Origin of the sequence: Bacillus sp. FSL R9-9530, assembly GCF_038008145.1 — a bacterium.
Lineage (GTDB): Bacteria > Bacillota > Bacilli > Bacillales > Bacillaceae_G > Bacillus_A > Bacillus_A mycoides.
Window position 1 is genome coordinate 2,080,664 of record NZ_JBBOYO010000001.1, and the last position, 19,537, is coordinate 2,100,200.

Genomic DNA, 19,537 nt, shown 5'->3' on the forward strand with positions numbered 1-19,537 from the left:
TATATTTAATGTTTTTCGAAATAATTAACTTTTTGACCATATCTAATCATTTTTTTCGTCATTTCATCCGTAATATTATTCCATACAAAACCCGTTTTTCTTAACAGCATATTCGTTTTATCTCCCATTATATGGAACAATGTTTGTTCGACATCATTAAATGTTTTCAATTCATCTCCTATACAATGCAGCTGTAAATTATATATATCTGATGCATATTGATTAAATTGCTTTTCATCAAAGATATAATCTATAAATTTATCAATTGAAGTTTCTTTTACATCTATGTCTAATCCATACGTTGTTAAAAGAGCTGATAAGCTTACATGGTTAGGATTGAAAATGTGATGAGTCTCATTCATTAATTCTTTTTTATTAAACAACTTAATAATTGCCTGACTAACATCATTCACACATGCAAAATCTATATCTCTTTCCATTTCTGGAACCAATCCAATTCTTATATATGATTTCATCATTGAGTATAATGCATTCTGCTCTATGTTTTCTTGAAACCTTCCTGTTTTAGAATCAAAACCAATGTTTCCCACTCGAAAAACATTTACATTTATTCCCTTATCCCTCGTTTCCAGTACAATCTTTTCAGCTTCTAACTTTGTCTTTGGATAAGGATTTTCAATAATTTGCCCTAAATCATTATCATACTCCGTATACAATATATCTTCGTTATTCTTTACTACACCAGAAGCTACAGCCAATGTAGAAATATGATTCACATCTTTCTTTACTCCCTTAAGCGAAAAATCAATTACATTTCTCGTAGCTAGAACGTTTGCTTCATAGGATTTTTCATATTTCCCATAATGACTAACACTGCCTGCTGAATGTATAATACATTGGATTGTTTCACTCAAATATTGATAGTTCGGCAAATCTAAGCCCATATATTTTTTTGTCAGGTCGCCACTATATACAAAAATTCTTTTCTTATACTTATCATAAAAAGATGTTCCAAAATAAGAGCAAACTTTTTCTTTAATGCGATTTTCTGCTTTTATACAATTGTCACTTCTTACAATCAAATGTACATTGCAATCTAATTCAGTTAATAAATCATGTAATAAGTAAACGCCCAAATATCCCGTGCTTCCTGTCAATAGAACTTCCTTATAACCGGTTTGGCAAGAAAGGTTGATTTCGTAATACTTTTTGTTTCTATCATCATATAAACTTCGTATCGCTATGTCGCCTCTTATCTTCTCCTCCATTAACCGATGCCTTTCTCCTCTAGCAATCAGATAAGTTGCTAATGCATCTGGAATGGTCTTCTCCTTTTTATATGTCATATGCTGCGCTAGATCAGAGACTCTAGGGTATTCAAATAAATGATTAATAGAAATATCAAAATCCTTCTGTAAGCTCGAAACAACATTGATAGCCGTTAATGAGCTACCTCCTAATTCAAAGAAATCATCATGGATACTAACTTGTTTTACTCCCGTAACTCTCTTATATGATTCTATAATTTTCCGCTGTTTATCATCTTTCGGAACAACATTCCTCTTTAGCTCTTCTACATAGTCACTTTGCGATAAAGGGGAACTCTCTTCCATTTCAATATCCTTAGAAAGGCTAAAGAACTGCCGTTCAAAAGGATACGTAGGGAGTGGAACACGATATCTTCTTTCTTGCGAAAAATACTTGGACCAGTTAATCTTCACGCCATGAATATGCAACTTACCAATATTTTGAAGCAAGTAATTGTCATCAAAAATTTTTTCTTTAGGATGCCTTACAGTATTAATAATTGGGCATTTTGATTCTCCTTGAGTATGTTGTCTAACAAAACTACTTAATGTTCTACCTGGTCCAACCTCCACAAAAATACTTTCCGTACCCGATAGTAGATGCTTAATGCCCTCAGAAAATTCCACTACATGTCGCAGATGATTCACCCAATAATCTGCACTTTTTGCTTGTTCTTCCGTAATCCATTCTCCTGTAGAATTGGATATAAATGGTATTTTAATGTCCTGGAAATTAATTTCTTTTAACTTCTTTCCATAGGTATCTAAAATTGAGTCCATCATGGATGAATGAAAGGCATGGGAAGTTGTAAGTTTTTTAAACTGAAAACCTTTCCTAATCAATTCCCCCTCAAAAGTATAGATTGCCTCATCAGAACCTGAGATTACGCATGATATTGGACTATTCACTGCGGCAATAGATACATCTTGATTCATTAGTGGTAAAATTTCATTTTCCGAAGCCATTACACTTATCATGCTGCCTTTAGGTAATTGTTGCATTAAGGTCGCCCGCTCATACACCAACTGAAGCGCTTGCTTTAATGAAAACACTCCCGCCAAACAAGCAGCCACATATTCCCCTATACTATGTCCAATCATGCCGTCCGGATAGATGCCCCATTCCATTAGTGTTTTTGCTAATGAGTATTCAAAAATAAATATTGCAGGCTGTGTATTAGATGTTTGATTTATATCATCTCTCATTCTAGCTTCCAGGTCCTTTGGATATAAGACTTCCTTCCAATCAATCCCACTAATCTCTTCTAAAATCTCACAACAAAGATTCACTTCATCTCGAAATCTCTTCTCTTCATTATATAAATCCAATCCCATATTTACATATTGTGCACCCTGCCCGGGAAACATGAAAATTATTTGCTTACTACCGCCATCACAAATGTTAGTTTGAACCTTAGCAGAATTTTGAATAAAAAATTCTCGCTTCGCTTCCTCTATATCCGAAACCACTAATGCTCTTCGATATTTTAAATTTTTCCTTCCATTTAAAAGTGTATAAGCTACATCAGCCAAATTCACATTATTGTTATGATTTAAATATTCAGCTAACTTTTTAGTTTGCTCTTCAAGAGATTTTTTCGTTTGTGCAGAAAAAGAAAGTAATTGATATCTCCTACTCCGCTCAGAAGCTTCTCTTTGGGGAGGTTCCTCAAGTACAACATGGGCATTTGTTCCTCCCATACCAAATGAACTTACTCCTGCTCTTAAAGGAAACTCTTGGTTCTTCCATTCCGCCAATGTATCCTGTACATAAAATGGACTATTACCAAAATTAATTTTTTCATTTGCTTTCTCGTAGTTAATGCTTGGTGGAATCATGCGATTCTCCAAAGCAACTACAGTTTTTATCAAACCTGCTATACCTGCAGCGTTATCAAGATGACCAATATTCCCTTTAACCGATCCAATACCACAAAAATTATTCTTCTCTGTATTAAATGCCAACTTCAAGGCTTCAACCTCAATCGGGTCACCTAGCATTGTTCCAGTACCATGAGCCTCTACATATGATATACTTTCAGATTCTACCTCGGCCATGTGATGAGCTGCTCTAATAACAGCAGCTTGTCCTTCTACACTTGGCGCATTAAAACTAACCTTATCAGCGCCATCATTATTTATTGCGGATCCTTTCACAACAGCATGGATGAAATCTCCATCAGCAATCGCATCCTCCATACGCTTCAAAACAACAATTCCCGCTCCATTTCCATTGACCGTTCCCCTAGCATTATCATCAAAAGGTCTACAGTGTCCATCTGGTGAAAGAATCATGCCATCCTTGTATAAATACCCTCTTTTCTCAGGTAATGTAAGTGAAACCCCTCCAGCCAAAGCAATGTCACAATCTCCACTTAATAGAGCTTGACATGCCAAGTGCACAGCAACCAATGAAGAGGAACATGCAGTTTGAACTGTATAACTAGGACCTTTCAAATTTAATTTATGTGATAATCTGGTGCCGAAAAATTGAGAACCATTTAAAAATTCTGCTTCTTTTATAAAATCTTTCGCTCCATCATATACCGCTTCTAACCAATATAAGTTTGTAGATGCTCCAATATAAGTACCAATTAAACCATTAAAGGTATCCGAAAAGTAAGCACTACTCTCTAATGCTTCCCAAGCACACTCGTGCAAAATTTTCAGCTGTGGATCCATTACCTCTAATTCCCTAGGTGAGTAATTAAATAATTTATTGTCGAACCATTCTGTTCCTGTAATAGCCCCACCAGCCTTTATATAATTGGGATTTTGGATCGTTTCTAGATCAATTCCTCCTTTCTGTAACTCCTTATCTGTGAAGAAAGTTACCGATTCTACACCATTCTTCAAATTTTCCCAGAATTCATTTATAGTATCTCCACCAGGAAATCTGCAAGACATTCCAATAATAGCAATCTCTATACCATTTCTTATCGGTTCCTGTGCACTATCATTCATTCGAATCCCTCTTTCTTTGACGTCTTTGTTTTAACCTATTTTTCGATTCCTTTATTACCTGAACTCTATTTGAATTCATTTTTTCCTGTACCCTGCTCTCATCGGTCATCTTTAATTGCTGGGATAGAGAATAAATTGTAGGATATCTAAATAGCATCATTACAGTTATGTCGATGTTCAAATCATTTTTCAACCGTTCATTTATTTGAATAATATTCAGTGAATTCCCACCAAGTTCGAAGAAATGATCATAAATACCGACCTGATTTACCCCAAGTACCTGTTTCCAGATCTCCGCTATCATTTTTTCTAGATTCGTTCCAGGTGCTATATAAGTAGTACCTAACGATATATAATTCTCATCATCCCTTTCTTGCAAGGCTCTTACGTCGACTTTGTCGTTATTCGTTACAGGCATACTCTCTAATTGCACAAAATGTGACGGAATCATATATTCAGGTAACTTATTCCTCAAATACTCCCTTAATTCTGTACTGGTAACCTCTTGGTTTGTAATTAGATACGCACACAAATAGCTTTCATTACTTTGATTTTGTTTCGCAACAACAATTGCATTATCAATATATTCATGATTTAAAATGTGGTTTTTTATTTCATCTGGCTCTACTCGGACTCCCTTAACCTTTACCTGATGGTCAATCCTTCCAAGATACTCAATGTCCCCATTAGGGAGCCACCTTGTAAGGTCTCCCGTTTTATACATTTTCTCACCTGGAATAAATGGATTGGACATAAATTTTTCATCTGTCAAATCTGACTTATTGATATATCCCCTTCCTACACCTGCCCCAGCAATATATAACTCCCCAGTCACACCAATAGGTACAGGATAATAATCTTGATTTAAAATATATGCCCTATAGTTACTTAGAGGCTTACCTATTGGTATGCTCGAACCCTCTTCATTTTCACGACAAATATAGTATGTTGAAAAAATCGTCGTCTCGGTTGGACCATACAGATTAATAATCATCTCAGCATTAACAGTACTCTTTAATTGATCATAAAGACTCTTTGTAAAGACCTCACCGGCTACAAGAACATAGTTAAGAGGTTGACTTATGACAATATTATCTATTAAAACTTTCAAATGGGTAGGTACAGCACCCAAGACATTAATTTTGTTTTTCTCAATAAAGTTCCACATATTTCTTGGCTCAGCGATTAGCTCTTCCTCAGGAATATATAACCTACCCCCAGAGAGAATCGGGAGAAGGATTTGTTGAACAGAAACATCGAATGTGATTTTTGCTAGCAATAAATGATTCATTTCTTGATTAAATTTTAATTTCCGAATGAGTCCTATCAACTGATTCACAATATTCTTGTGTTCGACCATAACCCCTTTAGGGTTACCGGTTGTTCCAGAGGTATAAATTACATATGCCAAATCGTCGGGCTGGTTTATGTTTTCAAGATAACAACCATCTTCTTTACAGTTTATTTCATCATCCAACCTAATTACTTCCTGTTCAAAAGTAAAGCGTTCCTTCATATTATTTCGGGCCAGAACCAACTGACAATCACTGTCTCTCAAAAAATATTTTATCCTGCTTATTGGAAGAGTGGGGTCAATCGGTAAAAATGCCCCTCCTGCTTTTAGCACACTGAGAACTCCTATGACCATTTCTAAGGAAGGCTCTGCAATAAGTCCAACAACGCTATTTCTTTGCACTCCCTTTTTTCTTAAAGTGCGGGCCAGTTGATTTGCCCTTGCATCCAGCTCAGAGTACGTTAGTGTCATTTCTTTATACACGATGGCATTTTCTGATGGACCTTCTTTCACTTTCTGCTCAAATACCTCATGCACCGTCATTTGATACGAATATTCATCCGTCGTATTATTAAATTCATAAAGAACGGTTTTCATCTCTGATTCAGACATCATCTGGATATCTTGTAATGGTATATCCATCTTTTCGGTAATCTCATCAAGTAGATAAATAAAATGTTCTGCTAATCTTTGTACTGTATCCTTCTTGAATATATCCTTACGATACTTCCACTTAAAATGCATATCTTCATTAATTTCTAATACATGAATGAACATATCAAATTGAGTCATACTACTTTCAAATGGGAATTTTCGGAAAGTTAATTCCCCTTTATCCTTAAAGAAATACTCATCATTATCCAAAGAAAACATAATATCAAATATTGGATTTCTCCCTGTATTTCGATAAGCATCTACTTGATTTACTAACAATTCAAACGGATATTCCTCATGATCAATGGCTTTTATTGTATTATCCTTCACTTCATCCAGAAAATTCAGAAATGTTTTTTTGCGACATGGGAAATTTCTTATTACTACCGTATTCACAAACATACCAATAGTCCGTTCCAAACCTGGACGAGATCGGCCAGCTGTAGGGGTACCAATCGTAATATCTTCTTGACCCGTATATTTTAAAAACAATACATTTAAAGCAGCAAGTAGCACCGTATATAGGGTTGTCCCATTCTCCTTCGCTATCTTTTTCAAACGCTTTGTCAAATCGTATCCCGCCATAATTGGTACATAATCACTATCATAAAGTTGCACCGGGTGTCGTGGATAATCTGTATTTAACTCCAGTAATGGAGGTTCATCTTTAAATATGTTTAGCCAATACTTTTCTTTACTCTTAAAATCATCAGTCTGAAAAAATTCTGCCTGCCATACTGCATAGTCTCTATATTGTAATTTAATCGGAGGCAAATCTTTATTTAAATAACTATCATAAAATTCCTCCATAATTATGTCCATCGATATACCATCAAAGACAATATGGTGAGCATCAGTTAACAGCAAATGCTTATTTTCTCTGATTTTAATAACTTTGATTCTAAATAGAGGAGGTTGTCCCAGATTAAAAGGTGTAGCAAACCCATGTACATACTCCATTAATTCTTCTTCCGATGCTTCAACGATATCAACAATAACCTTTAATTTAGGATGTACATACTGCACCACTTGTCCATTGATGAATGAAAACGATGTACGTAAAGATTCATGACGATCAACAAGATGTTGGAAAGCTCTCACCAACATATCATATTCGAGATCACCCTCTATGATTGTCCCCGACGGTAAATTATAAGCTACTGAATCACGATTAAGTTGCCACATAATAAATAGCCTTTTTTGCTGTGATGAAACAGGATAGTATTCTCTTGCTTCAACAGGTAATATAATTGAACTTTTATGTTGTTCCCCATCCAGTATTAGAGTTGTAAATTCTTTTATAGTTGGCTTTTTAAACATTTCACTTAAGTGTATATTCACGTCAAATTCTTGGTTAACTTTCAATATAATCGAAGCAGCATTTAAAGAATGCCCACCTAACTCAAAAAAATTATCATACACTCCTATCTTTTGAATATTAAGAACATCTCTCCATATATGTGCAACCTTTTTTTCCAATTCGCCTTCTGGTGCAACATAGTCGAAGTCTGATACTGGATCCAAGTTGGACACTGGCAATGCTTTACGATCAATTTTCCCGTTTTGATTGAGTGGCATTTTTTTCAGTTGAGTGAAGTAGGTTGGCACCATGAAATTCGGCAAACTTTTAATAAGGAAATTTCTTAATTCTGAGTTTGTTATATTCACATTGGCAACAAAATAAGCACTTAATACTTTCGTACCGAAAGTATCTTCGATTGCAACAACAACAACCTCATCTACATCTGGATGCTTCATAAGACCAGTCTCTATCTCCCCAACTTCTACCCGAAACCCCCTTATTTTCGTAAGATTATCTTTCCTTCCAATAAATTCAATATTCCCATCAGGCATCCACCTTGCCATATCTCCTGTTTTATAAACTTTTTTTTCGGTAATTTTCGGAAACTCTACAAATTTTTCTCTCGTTAAATCTGGAGCATTATAATACCCACGTGCCAATCCAACCCCAGCAATACACAGTTCTCCTGTTACACCAATAGGTACAAGATTCATTTCTTGATCAACAATGTATATTTCGACATTATTAAGAGGCTTCCCGATTGGAATCACCTTCAATTGTTCTATCTCTTGATTACTAATTCTATAGAAAGCGGCTAAATCCGTGCATTCCGTGGGACCATACGTATTTATAATTTCGCTCTTGAAATTTATTGATTTAACTAAAGGTTTGAGTTTTTTACAATTTATCGATTCACCACCTAAAAAAATACGCTTCAACGTGATTAACCTGCTAAAATTAGTTCTCTCATTATAATCAACCAATGGATAAAAACCACTTGGGGTACAATTAACGCTCGTGATTTTATGAATATTTATATAATCAGACATTTTATTGTAATCATACATACCTGACTCAAAAAGGTGCAATCGCCCCCCTTTTATCAATGGAGCAAATAAATTTTTATGCGCTGTATCGAAACTAATTGGGGCAATTAATAATACATTATCGGTTGGATTCATATCAAATTCATTGGTATACCAGTTGAGCAAATTCATAAATGAATTTCTTTTCACCATAACTCCTTTAGGGTCACCAGTGCTTCCAGATGTATAAAGAACATACATTAAGCTCTCTAATGGGATTTTCAATTCTAAATTCCCACTCATTTCTATAGGTGTACCGTCTCTCAAAGTTGTATCTATATCAATAAATCTAGTGTTTTCAATTATAAAATTAAATTCATTATTGCTGCACTTCAAAATGATATCTACATTAGAATTACTTAAAAGATAATTAATTCGTTCATTTGGATAGTTTGGATCAATGGGTAAATATGCAGCTCCTGCCTTTAAAACACCTAATATACCAATTGGAAGTTCGAGCGATCTATCTAACATAATTCCTATTACAGAATCTTTTTTAGCTCCTAATTCAACTAATTTATGTGCTATATGATTTGCTCTTATATTTAATTCCTCGTAAGTTAAATTTTGATTTTGGTAAAAGACTGCTAGCTTATGTGGACTTTTAGCTACTTGAAATTCAAACAAGTCAACAACAGATTGATCCTTAGGAAAACCTGTTTTTGTGTTGTTAAACTCATTTAGAATACGATTTCTCTCATTGGATAAAATATCAATTTCAGAGAGCCTTATACTCGGATTAGCTACTACTGCTTTTAACAAATGAGTCAATTGATTTATAACTCTTTCAATCAAGTCTCCTACACTTTCTTTACAAGTGATACAACACTCTAGTTTATCTCCATGCCATGTAAAATTAAAGACGGTATCTGCATTTGTATAATGATTAGAAATATTATGTTGAATATTTTCAAACTGTATGACTGTACGAGGATTCAGTTTATTAGAATTTGCATTCTCATCTCCTAAAAGTTTTGCTAATCGCTTATGCGATACTTTCTGATTTTTATTTGCCTCTGTAATGTTTTGTTGTACTTTTAATAGAAGCTCTTTAAATGTCATATTACTATGGACATTACTTCTTATAATCAAAAGATGATCATAATATGCTGTGCCAGATTTTGATTGAATTACTGGCGTTCCAATAGAAATATCTTTACTATCCGTGTATATTGAGAGCAAATATTTCACACTAGCAATCAAAATGATAAGCATTCCATATTCAGAATGATTACTTATTTCACTAATTTTATGTGATATGTTTTCTGATAACCTATATGTAAATATTTTTTCTTCCTGATTTTTCACACCAACTTTTTTATTAAAATTTACAAAACTACTCATTTCTAAATCCGTTGATAGTTGATCCAACCAAAACTTCTCCTCTTTAGTTAACAAATCTGCATTATAAACATCATTGCTCATAATAATCTCCTCTCCCAACCAATGTTGAATTAATAAGATTTATAATATCAATGTAATTTTCATTAATAAAAAAGTGATCTCCTGGATAGCCATAAACAACAGTATCTCTCGAAGTAAACTCACACCATTTTTTCATGTATTCCTCAGTAACATCATCCAGCTTACCGTACATTGCAGTAATACACGTATTTAACTTGTACAATTCATTACTGAATTTATATTCTTCTATCAATTTAAAGTCAGATCTTAAAATTGGGATAAATATATCCATTAACTGCTGATTATTAAGAATTTCTTTTGGAGTACCATTTAAATTTAATATCACATCTTTAAATTCTTTTTCTGGTAAGTTAGACACTTTTTGTTCTCTAATAAAATTTGGGGGCTTTACACCTGATAGAAAAATATGCACAGGAGCATTAAGATTTCTACTTTCTATTTCCTTACAAAGTTCATAAGCGATAAGCCCGCCCATACTGTGACCAAAAAACGCGTAATCGCAATTACCTACAACTCTATATATACATTCGAATATATCATTAATCGCGTGATTCATATCATCATAACAATCTTCTTGAAATCTTTTACCCCTTCCTGCGTATTGAATTGGTTTCAATTCAATACTAGGATGTAAGTAATTTTTCCACTTACTATATATCGAACCGGATCCACCAGCATAAGGAAAACAAAAAAGCATCGTGTTATTCATATACTCTCCTTTCCTATGAATCAAAATTATTTACTAAATTTTAAAAGGCTCTATAGAACTTAATTAGCCACCTAACATCTCCCAATTTTTTTTATTAATCTAGCTCCCATTTATATTTTAGGGTGCAATCAGGAATTATCTTTGGTAAACCATTAAATTTCCATACAGCCTATGTAGCACAACATGTATAATGATCTATTTCCCTTTCACTTTATTCCAAAATGGTATCCGTCCTTGTATATCATCTATTACAGAAGAGAATCCTGGTGCAGTGGAAAAAAAGAACCCTGTACAATGATGCGCTTTTTGATATTCTTCATCTTTCATTAAAATAAGATGAGCCTTCTTTATATTAAAGTGTGGAACAGCAGGGAACAAGTGATGTACCAAATGGTATGAGTTTCTATGAGGATGAATGAGAAAACGCTCAAAAAAATTCCCAAAAGAATTTCTTGATGCAAATATCTCATTTTCCGATTCTAGTCCTGCATGTTCGGCCATTTCAGCCCAATATTTTAACATTTGAAAAGTTGTTAAAAACGGAACTACCCAAAATAAAATCAACTCTTGCCAGAAACCGAAAACAATTGAACAAATAATGATAGCGCCCCAATATAGAGTCCTGATTATTTGATCAAATCTAGGTTCCTCTTTTGCATATGCTGTTACTTTGATCATTCCAATCAAATAATTCGGCACATGTACTAAGAACAAAGGCTTTAAGCAATGCTGAATAAAAAATTCCATTTTATTTTTAGTCGGTTTATCTAACCCAACAATTTGATACCTTTGCTTATCAGGGTCTATCTCACTCCATAAATACCTGTGGTGATTCATGTGACTCTTACAATATGCTTTATAAGAAATCATTATCGGATAAGCAGCAAAGAAACATGCAACCCACTTATTTAATTTACGATTTTTAAAAAGCATACGATGACTTGACTCATGCATCATAATATCAAGGCCACGCATACGGCTACCAATGATAACAATACTAATCAAATACATCCACATAGTAGGGATAAAATAATTCAATGCAATTACTAAGGACACAATACCCCAATCCAATCCTATGGCAAAAAAATTATACCAATTGTTGGTTTTTTGTAATTCGCGAATTTCCAAGTTGATTTCTTTCGAAAAACGATGCTTCTCTAACTCTTTCTTTTGACTTTCCCCTAAATCGGTAGTTCCTCTAATCATATTATTAACTCCTTTATATAGAAATTAATGCTGTTGATTTATATCAGGAATCCTTCATTTAAATCCTTAACAAACACCCTTAGGCTCTCAAAATTTATACTCTAATTAATCATTTAAAGCGAACAATCCAACAGTTTTTATAAGCATATTAACTCTTAGTTAAATATTCATATCCTTTTTTATTTTGTAGGTATCAAAAAACATCCATGAATCTCAAAAACTAAATCTTTTTTTCAGAAATTAATTTATCAATCCCACTTTTAAGAGGAACTACATTTCGTTCCACATTAGACATAATATGGAATTGCATCTTAGACTTTGCATTTACAGATGAATGAACCCTCACACCTGGATCAAATCCAAATACAAAATATTTGAGAATCTCATCATTTTCCATCGAAATCCAAACACCATATCCATAATGTAAACTATTATTTTTCACATAAGGAGTTAACAACTGATTAGTGTACTCTTTATTTAGGAGTTTCCCATTAAATAATCCATTCCAAAATTCTCCTAAATCTAAAACTGTTGTAAAAGCCCCTCCATCTGGCCCACCAATTATAGGGACCGAATAGATATTAGTTCTCCAAGTGTTATCATCTTTATTATCTATATATCCAAGTGCAGTTCGTTCCGGCAGTTGATCCATCCGGAAATATCCTGAATCTGACATGCCACAAACCTGAAATATATTCTCTTTTACATATTCTGCAAACTTCATCCCTGTCAATTTTTCTACAATCAACCCAAGTAAAATATAACCTGCATTACTATAAGAAAATTTACTTCCAGGATTAAACTTCATATGATAATTTTGAAACATAGGCAGAAAATCTGCAGGAGATTTAATAGAATACATTGGGGTATCCTTCCATAAATCTTCAAAATCATCCATTTCTTCTTCATCAAAATAATCTGGTATGCCCGAAGTATGAGTTAATAAATGATGAATTGTAATGCCTTCATAAAAATGTGGGAATGAGTCTTCTAAACACTCTTTCAAACAGGTATCAAAAGTTAAAACACCCTTTTCAACTAATTGACATATTGCCACTGCAGTGAAAATTTTACACCCAGAAGCCATACCAAACCGAGTACGTGATGTATTAAAAATTTGTTCACTTCTATTCGCATATCCAAATCCATCTTCAAAGATCTTTTTTTTATTTTGAATTAAAATCGCACCTGAGAATGGTAATTTATCATCATAATTCTTTATAAATTCTTTTATTTCTCCAGAAATTATCACTTACCCAATCCCCTTTTATTTTTCTGATTTTTCCAACTATTAAACAGGATTAATTGTAACTTCATTTAATTTTCAAAGCAATCTAAAATACATAACAAACCTTGAGAAACTTTTTTAATAATTGAATTGACTTCAAAAAAAAAATAAAACATAAGTTTGTTCATTTCTTCAAAATAGCTATACAATAACACTTAATATAATTCACATGATTTCTCAATAAATCTTATATCGCTCTCTATAATTTAATGGTAGTTGATAAATAATAAAATTAATTATACATTTAAATTCTCTTGAGACTATTATTTATATTGTTAGTGAGGTCATTATGAAAAAAATTGATAGTTACTTAGAAATTATTGCAGTTAAATTAGGAATTTTACTACCCTACAAAGACATAGAGCTGAAACTCACAGAATTACCTAAAAATGAAAGGGAAAGAATTTTAAGATTTCATAAATTAGAAGATCAACAAAGAACATTATTAGCTCATCTATGCATCAGAAAACGTTTGCAAAGATTATTGCTCATACCTGCAGATACTATCTCTATTAAAAGAGATCGAACAGGCCGCCCTTTTTTAAATAAATATCATGGTTGGAAGGGGGATTTTAATTTATCTCATTCTGAAGAATGGATTATATGTGGACTTGCTTCAACTGGACGAATTGGTGTAGACATTGAAAAAATTCAACCTATAGATCTTTCCGTAACCGAACTATGCTTTACTCAAGAAGAAATTGACTATTTTCAGTATATTCCTCACGATAGACAGTTATCGTTTTTCTTTGATATTTGGACTCTAAAAGAATCATTTGTTAAAGCAATTGGAAAAGGACTTCTATATCCATTAGATAGTTTTGGCTTCAATATGGACGATTGGTCCCAAAATAAAATAACCTTACGGAACACTAATTCCGATTTTAGTCAATTCTATTTCTGCCTAAATCGGTTAGAGCAAAATTACACTATCGCGGTTTGTTATACAGATTTGGAACAGATAAACAATTCATCTATAAAGATACTAGATTATTCTGAGTTCCTATAATTATTTTACGTTTTTTCTAGAGCAATGATACACCCGCCGTTATAAAAAACTGAAAATACAGAAAAATAACAACTTATAATAATCACTTTAATTATTATAAGCTCAATCTTTTTTAAGTTGATATTTTATTACGTTTTATCTTCTGTATCCAAAAATATTTTAAGCTTCAATCATCGTATAACAATTTAAAAATCACCTATATTGGAGGATTATTAGAATGAGTATTTTAAAGTCATATTGCTCAAGTGAATATAGTACGTTAAAAAAAGTTGTACTATGCGAACCATTATATATGAATATTTCTAGCGGTATAAACAAGACCCAAAAATATTTTATCAATTTAGGCTTTAATGTAAATCTAGCGAGAGAACAATACTCAAAATTTATTGATATACTTAAAGAAAATAGAATACACACTTTAATGCTACCTCCTGAAGTACGCTTTCCCGAACAAGTTTTCACGAGAGATATCGGTTTTACTGTAGGGGAAACTGTTTTCATTTCTAACATGAAAAATGAAGTTCGTAAAGGAGAAGAGCAAATTTTCAAGAAAATATTATTAGAAAAAGATATTACTTATATAGATTGTATTAATAGTCATATAGAAGGCGGCGACGTCATTATCGATCAAGATATTGTATATATTGGCGTAAGCAATCGAACGTTATTTAACTCTGTAATAAAACTTCAACAGTTGCTCACACACTATAAAATAATTCCTGTTCCTTTTTCCAAAGATTTTTTACATTTAGATTGTGTTTTTAATATCATTTCAAAGGAAGAAGCCTTAATATATCCACATGCATTTAGTAATAGTACATTAAAAATGTTATCAGATCGTTATAATTTAATAGAAGTATCTAAAAAAGAGCAATTTACTTTAGCAACCAATGTATTATCTTTAGGCAATAAAAAGATGATTAGTTTACCCATTAATACTACAACAAATAAAGAGCTGAGACTTAGAGGTTATGAGGTTATTGAAATCGACTTTGGAGAAATTATAAAATCTGGCGGATCTTTTCGCTGCTGCACTCTTCCTCTACAAAGGGGATGATTAAAAAACTAAAAATTAAAAGCTCACATTATAAAGGTGTTACGTTATTACGTAACACCTTTTCTCAAGGATAAACTTCCTTTACTTCTCTTCCGGATAATCACAGTACTCAATGATTGTTCCCTCTGTATCCGCTGGGTTAAGATAAATTAATCGTCTACCATGTTTATTAATTCGAAGCGTATGTTCTAACGTTCGAATCCCTTGTTCCTTTAATTCTTCTAAAGCTACATCTAAATCGTCTACACGATACGCAACATGATGGACACCTTTCCCTTTTTGCTTTATAAATCGTGCTATTGGAGAAGTCGAATTATTCGTTGGCGCAAGTAATTCGATTCTATCACCATCAACTTCAAGAATAGCTACTTCGCTTTCAACACCAGGTGCTTCACTTACGTATCGATCTATTAAAGTTCCTGATAAAACCTTTTCATAAAACTGTATCGTAGTATCTATATCACGAACTGCGATCCCGATATGGTCAATTGTTTTTTTCATTTTATTTCCCCTATTACTTTATTTTTTCTATTCTTATCAATAGTAACAAAAAAAGTTATAGAATCAAATTCTATAACTTTTTTCATTTAACTTATTTTCTTATTCGCACTAGCTGCTGGGCGAACTCCATTTTTCATTTTCACAACGCTAATGCCGTATCCAATTAATCCACCAATTACTGCTGGTAACACCCAGCCTAATCCAACCTCATGCATTGGAAGTAACTTAGTAAGAATATCGCTCACTACTGCTAATTTCACACCAGCAGCACTTAATCCATCAAACATACTTACAATAAATGTTACTAATAAACTTCCCTGATACACTTCAGCTCTTCCATTGAACAATGGGTGAAGGAACGTTAGGAAAATTAATACGATTGCTAATGGATAAATCGCTGTTAATACAGGAACTGAAATTGAGATTAATTGTGTTAAACCTACATTTGCAACAACTGCACTGAAAACTGATAACATAATTGCAATCGTTTTATATGGAATACTTGGGAATAGCTTATGGAAAAATGAAGAACACGCTGAGACAAGTCCAACACTAGTTGTTAAACACGCTGCTATAACCATTATACCTAATATAACTCCGCCATATGAACCAAAATAATAGCTTGAAACTTTTGCTAACACTGCACCACCGTTATCTAAGTGACCAAGTTTTGCAACACTTGAAGCTCCCATAAATGAAAGTGCTGAATAAATTATTGCTAAAATAGATGCAGCGATCAATGTTGCTTTTGCACAAACAATCATAATTTCTTTTTTTGTTTTTGCGCCCTTTTCTTTAATAGCATTGATAATGATAATACCAAATACGAATGATGCTAACGTATCCATTGTTAAGTATCCTTCTTGGAACCCTTTAAAGAACGCATGTGATGTATAAGCCTCTGCAGGTGCTTGCATTTCTCCCATTGGATGAATAAAAGCAAAGACTACCAAAATTCCAATAAACGTTAATTTAATTGGCGTCAAGATTTTTCCAACAATATCGACAATTTTCGCAGGATTTAGCGAAAAAAAACAAGTGATGCTAAAGAATACAATTGTAAAAAGAATTAGCGCTGTAGAACTTAAGCCTTCTGGCACGAAAGGTTTAATACCAATTTCATAAGAAACGCTTCCTGTTCTAGGAATAGCGAATAACGGACCGATTGCTAAGTATAAAACTGTCGTAAATACAATTCCGAATACTGGATGCACTCGGCTTGCTAATGACTGTAAATCTTCTTTACCTGAAATCCCAAATGCTAATACACCTAGTAATGGTAAACCTACTCCTGTTACTAAAAATCCAGCGTTAGCAATCCATACATTCTCTCCTGCCGATTGACCAAGCATCGCTGGGAATATTAAATTTCCTGCTCCAAAAAATAGTGCAAATAACATTAATCCGATAACTACTATGAACGAAAACGGTACTTTATTCGCCATAATATAACCCCCATTCAAATTTCCTTATCTTATTTCCAATTTTAACTAATTGAATTTTCTGAACATTTAATTTAAGTATCAACTATTCTTGAACTCATTATAGTTTGTTATATAATATTTTGCAATACTATTTTCAAACTTTTCATTCATTTTATGAATATACATTTTTTAACATGGAAATTAGACTAAAAAACCAACATGGTCATCCATGTTGGTTTTACATTTACTATCATTAATTAAAATTTCGCCGCTACTTTCTTAACGTTCTCTAAACCTTCTTCAACAATTTGCTGTGAGCGATCTGGATATTGATTGTGTCCTTCAATTACAACTGTCTCTGGATTTGCAATTCCCCAGAACCCAAGTACGTTTGTAACGTAATTAACAGCCATTTCCATAGGAGCCATTTGTTCAGAAGAGTAATCTGAACCACGAGCACCTAAAACAACTACTTTCTTATCACCAACTAAACCTTCTGGACCGTTCGCTGTATATTTAAACGTTTTTCCCGCTTGAGAAAGATATGAAATATACGTGATTAATGGTGCTGGTACTGTAAAGTTCCATAATGGGAATGCAAATACTACTTTTTCAGCTTCTAAAAACTGGTTTAAGTACTTATCCACTGTAGCAACTGCCTTCTCTTCTTCAGCTGTTATCTCCATTCCTTGACTACGTTTATATCCACCTGAAATAGCGATATTTCCGTAATACGGAAGATCTAATGCGAATAAATCTAACTCCGTAATTTCTGTATTCGGATTTGCTTCCTTATAAGCACTTACAAATGTTTCATACATTTTTGAACTAATTGCTTGCTCCGCTGGACGATCGTTTGCTTTTACAAATAATACTTTTGACATTGTTTTATTCTCCTCTACTTTTGTATTTTCTTCTTTTTTACCAAACAATGAGCTAAATAATCCCATTTTCTTCACCTAAACTTTCTTATCATATTCATTATTCATCATCATAAAAATTCTTATTCTAATAAAAAGTTCCAATAGATACCTTAACCTAAGTAAATTAAAACTTTTTGTTATTTAATTACCTTATGTAAGTGATTGTAATATATCTACTTACTTTAGTCAAGTTACTTTTTAAAAAGAAAAGAATCTCGAATTAAAAATATTTAACGCAGATATTTCCTCAGTCAAAATGATTAATTCAAAAACACATAAGGGAAATACCTTGTATAATACAACTAGAGAGGGAAATTCATCTATAGAGAGGATTAATTAATGAGTACTTTAGAAAAGATTCAAACCTTTATCATTCTTGCAGCTGTTATATTCGGGGTTATATTAGGACAATTTAATATGATACATATGTATTCGGAAAAATTTATTGTTCCCTTCTTATTTTTCATGCTTTATGGATTATTCCTCAGCATCCCATTGAAAGAAATAAAAAATGGATTCCGTAATTTAAAATTCGCTGGAACGAGCCTCACCATTAATTTTTTATGGACACCTTTACTCGCTTGGGGGTTAGGAGCACTATTTCTTTCAGATCACCCGGCACTTTGGGTTGGATTTATTATGTTAATGGTTACTCCATGTACAGATTGGTACTTAATCTTTACTGAAATAGCAAAAGGAAATGTAGCACTTTCTACTGCAATTTTACCTGTAAATTTAATATTGCAAGTACTACTCCTTCCCATTTATTTATTTTTATTTGCTGGTGTCATGAAGACTGTAGCGTTTTCTCTTTTAGTGGAAAGCATTGTTATCGTAATCGTCTTACCATTTGTACTTGCACACGCTACAAAATTCATTATGAATAAAATGAAAAAAGCTGAAACACTCGAGAATAAACTCATTCCGTTTTTCAGCTCTGCGCAAATTGTATTTTTAAGTTTAGCAATAGTAGCGATGTTTGCCTCACAAGGTAAGTACTTATTACAAAATATGAATGTTGTTTTATTGTTACTTATACCAGTATTACTGTTCTTCATAATTAACTTTATACTAGGACAGTTTGTAGGACGTATGATGCATTTATCCTATGAAGACACTGTAAGCCTAAGCTTAACAACATTAGCGAGAAACTCGCCTGTTGCACTCGCTATTGCTGTAACAGCTTTTCCAGACGAACCTCTTATCGCGCTTGCATTAGTGATTGGACCGTTAATAGAACTACCAGTACTAGCGTGTGTGTCACAAGTGTTATTACTTATTAAGAAAAAACAGCAATACACATAAAAAAACGTCCTACTTTGGGACGTTTTTTTTATTGTCGAGAAAGTATAGAAGTAACGATACTTATCAGCTCTAAGGATTTTATACGTTATAGAAAATTAGCTTGTCGTTACGTTAACAAAGTC

11 protein-coding genes are annotated in these 19,537 nt (G+C 33.0%); 3 read left to right on the top strand and 8 right to left on the bottom strand.

What is annotated here, in order from left to right; genetic code table 11:
• Positions 1-5: 5 nt before the first annotated feature.
• The 5 genes from MKX66_RS10320 to MKX66_RS10340 all read right to left on the bottom strand — a co-directional run bounded on the left by MKX66_RS10320 (position 6) and on the right by MKX66_RS10340 (position 13,160).
• On the bottom strand, positions 6-4,232 hold the full coding sequence (locus tag MKX66_RS10320; protein ID WP_341086068.1) for a type I polyketide synthase: 4,227 nt from the start codon (positions 4,230-4,232) through the stop codon (positions 6-8).
• Positions 4,225-9,993: an amino acid adenylation domain-containing protein gene (locus MKX66_RS10325; protein ID WP_341086069.1), complete on the bottom strand. Its 5,769-nt coding sequence runs from the start codon at positions 9,991-9,993 to the stop codon at positions 4,225-4,227. The genes MKX66_RS10320 and MKX66_RS10325 overlap by 8 nt, the downstream gene beginning before the upstream one ends.
• Complete coding sequence (locus tag MKX66_RS10330) at positions 9,983-10,702, bottom strand: thioesterase II family protein (protein WP_002141321.1); 720 nt, start codon at positions 10,700-10,702, stop codon at positions 9,983-9,985. The genes MKX66_RS10325 and MKX66_RS10330 overlap by 11 nt, the downstream gene beginning before the upstream one ends.
• A 195-nt stretch (positions 10,703-10,897) precedes the next feature.
• On the bottom strand, positions 10,898-11,908 hold the full coding sequence (locus tag MKX66_RS10335; RefSeq protein WP_002141320.1) for a fatty acid desaturase family protein: 1,011 nt from the start codon (positions 11,906-11,908) through the stop codon (positions 10,898-10,900).
• 220 nt (positions 11,909-12,128) lie between these two features.
• A complete protein-coding gene (locus tag MKX66_RS10340) occupies positions 12,129-13,160 on the bottom strand; it encodes a serine hydrolase (RefSeq protein WP_193653588.1) in 1,032 nt (343 codons plus the stop codon).
• A gap of 325 nt (positions 13,161-13,485) precedes the next feature.
• On the opposite strand from MKX66_RS10340, the gene MKX66_RS10345 reads away from it, so the two are divergent.
• Both MKX66_RS10345 and MKX66_RS10350 read left to right on the top strand, forming a co-directional pair.
• A complete protein-coding gene (locus MKX66_RS10345) occupies positions 13,486-14,205 on the top strand; it encodes a 4'-phosphopantetheinyl transferase family protein (protein ID WP_002141318.1) in 720 nt (239 codons plus the stop codon).
• Between the two features lie 217 nt (positions 14,206-14,422).
• Positions 14,423-15,262 (top strand): dimethylarginine dimethylaminohydrolase family protein, encoded by an 840-nt coding sequence (locus MKX66_RS10350; protein ID WP_002141317.1) that lies wholly within the window; start codon positions 14,423-14,425, stop codon positions 15,260-15,262.
• 81 nt (positions 15,263-15,343) lie between these two features.
• Here the strand turns inward: MKX66_RS10350 and MKX66_RS10355 are convergent, their stop codons facing one another.
• From MKX66_RS10355 to MKX66_RS10365, 3 genes are all read right to left on the bottom strand, one after another.
• The gene (locus MKX66_RS10355) at positions 15,344-15,763 is read right to left on the bottom strand and encodes a VOC family protein (RefSeq protein ID WP_341086075.1); all 420 of its coding nucleotides are present in this window, start codon (positions 15,761-15,763) and stop codon (positions 15,344-15,346) included.
• A gap of 86 nt (positions 15,764-15,849) precedes the next feature.
• Positions 15,850-17,208, bottom strand: a complete 1,359-nt coding sequence (brnQ, locus tag MKX66_RS10360) for a branched-chain amino acid transport system II carrier protein (protein WP_002141315.1) — start codon at positions 17,206-17,208, stop codon at positions 15,850-15,852.
• A gap of 236 nt (positions 17,209-17,444) precedes the next feature.
• Positions 17,445-18,137 (bottom strand): FMN-dependent NADH-azoreductase, encoded by a 693-nt coding sequence (locus MKX66_RS10365; protein ID WP_113734675.1) that lies wholly within the window; start codon positions 18,135-18,137, stop codon positions 17,445-17,447.
• A gap of 312 nt (positions 18,138-18,449) precedes the next feature.
• Between MKX66_RS10365 and MKX66_RS10370 the strand changes: the two genes are divergently transcribed.
• The gene (locus MKX66_RS10370) at positions 18,450-19,415 is read left to right on the top strand and encodes an arsenic resistance protein (protein ID WP_341086077.1); all 966 of its coding nucleotides are present in this window, start codon (positions 18,450-18,452) and stop codon (positions 19,413-19,415) included.
• Positions 19,416-19,537: the final 122 nt, after the last annotated feature.

Excerpts from the sequence above, each read along its gene's own strand:
- MKX66_RS10320 (WP_341086068.1), bottom strand. The coding sequence starts at position 4,232 with ATGAATGATAGTGCACAGGAACCGATAAGAAATGGTATAGAGATTGCT.
- MKX66_RS10325 (WP_341086069.1), bottom strand. The coding sequence starts at position 9,993 with ATGAGCAATGATGTTTATAATGCAGATTTGTTAACTAAAGAGGAGAAG.
- MKX66_RS10330 (WP_002141321.1), bottom strand. The coding sequence starts at position 10,702 with ATGAATAACACGATGCTTTTTTGTTTTCCTTATGCTGGTGGATCCGGT.
- MKX66_RS10335 (WP_002141320.1), bottom strand. The coding sequence starts at position 11,908 with ATGATTAGAGGAACTACCGATTTAGGGGAAAGTCAAAAGAAAGAGTTA.
- MKX66_RS10345 (WP_002141318.1), top strand. The coding sequence starts at position 13,486 with ATGAAAAAAATTGATAGTTACTTAGAAATTATTGCAGTTAAATTAGGA.
- MKX66_RS10350 (WP_002141317.1), top strand. The coding sequence starts at position 14,423 with ATGAGTATTTTAAAGTCATATTGCTCAAGTGAATATAGTACGTTAAAA.
- MKX66_RS10355 (WP_341086075.1), bottom strand. The coding sequence starts at position 15,763 with ATGAAAAAAACAATTGACCATATCGGGATCGCAGTTCGTGATATAGAT.
- brnQ (WP_002141315.1), bottom strand. The coding sequence starts at position 17,208 with ATGGCGAATAAAGTACCGTTTTCGTTCATAGTAGTTATCGGATTAATG.
- MKX66_RS10365 (WP_113734675.1), bottom strand. The coding sequence starts at position 18,137 with ATGGGATTATTTAGCTCATTGTTTGGTAAAAAAGAAGAAAATACAAAA.
- MKX66_RS10370 (WP_341086077.1), top strand. The coding sequence starts at position 18,450 with ATGAGTACTTTAGAAAAGATTCAAACCTTTATCATTCTTGCAGCTGTT.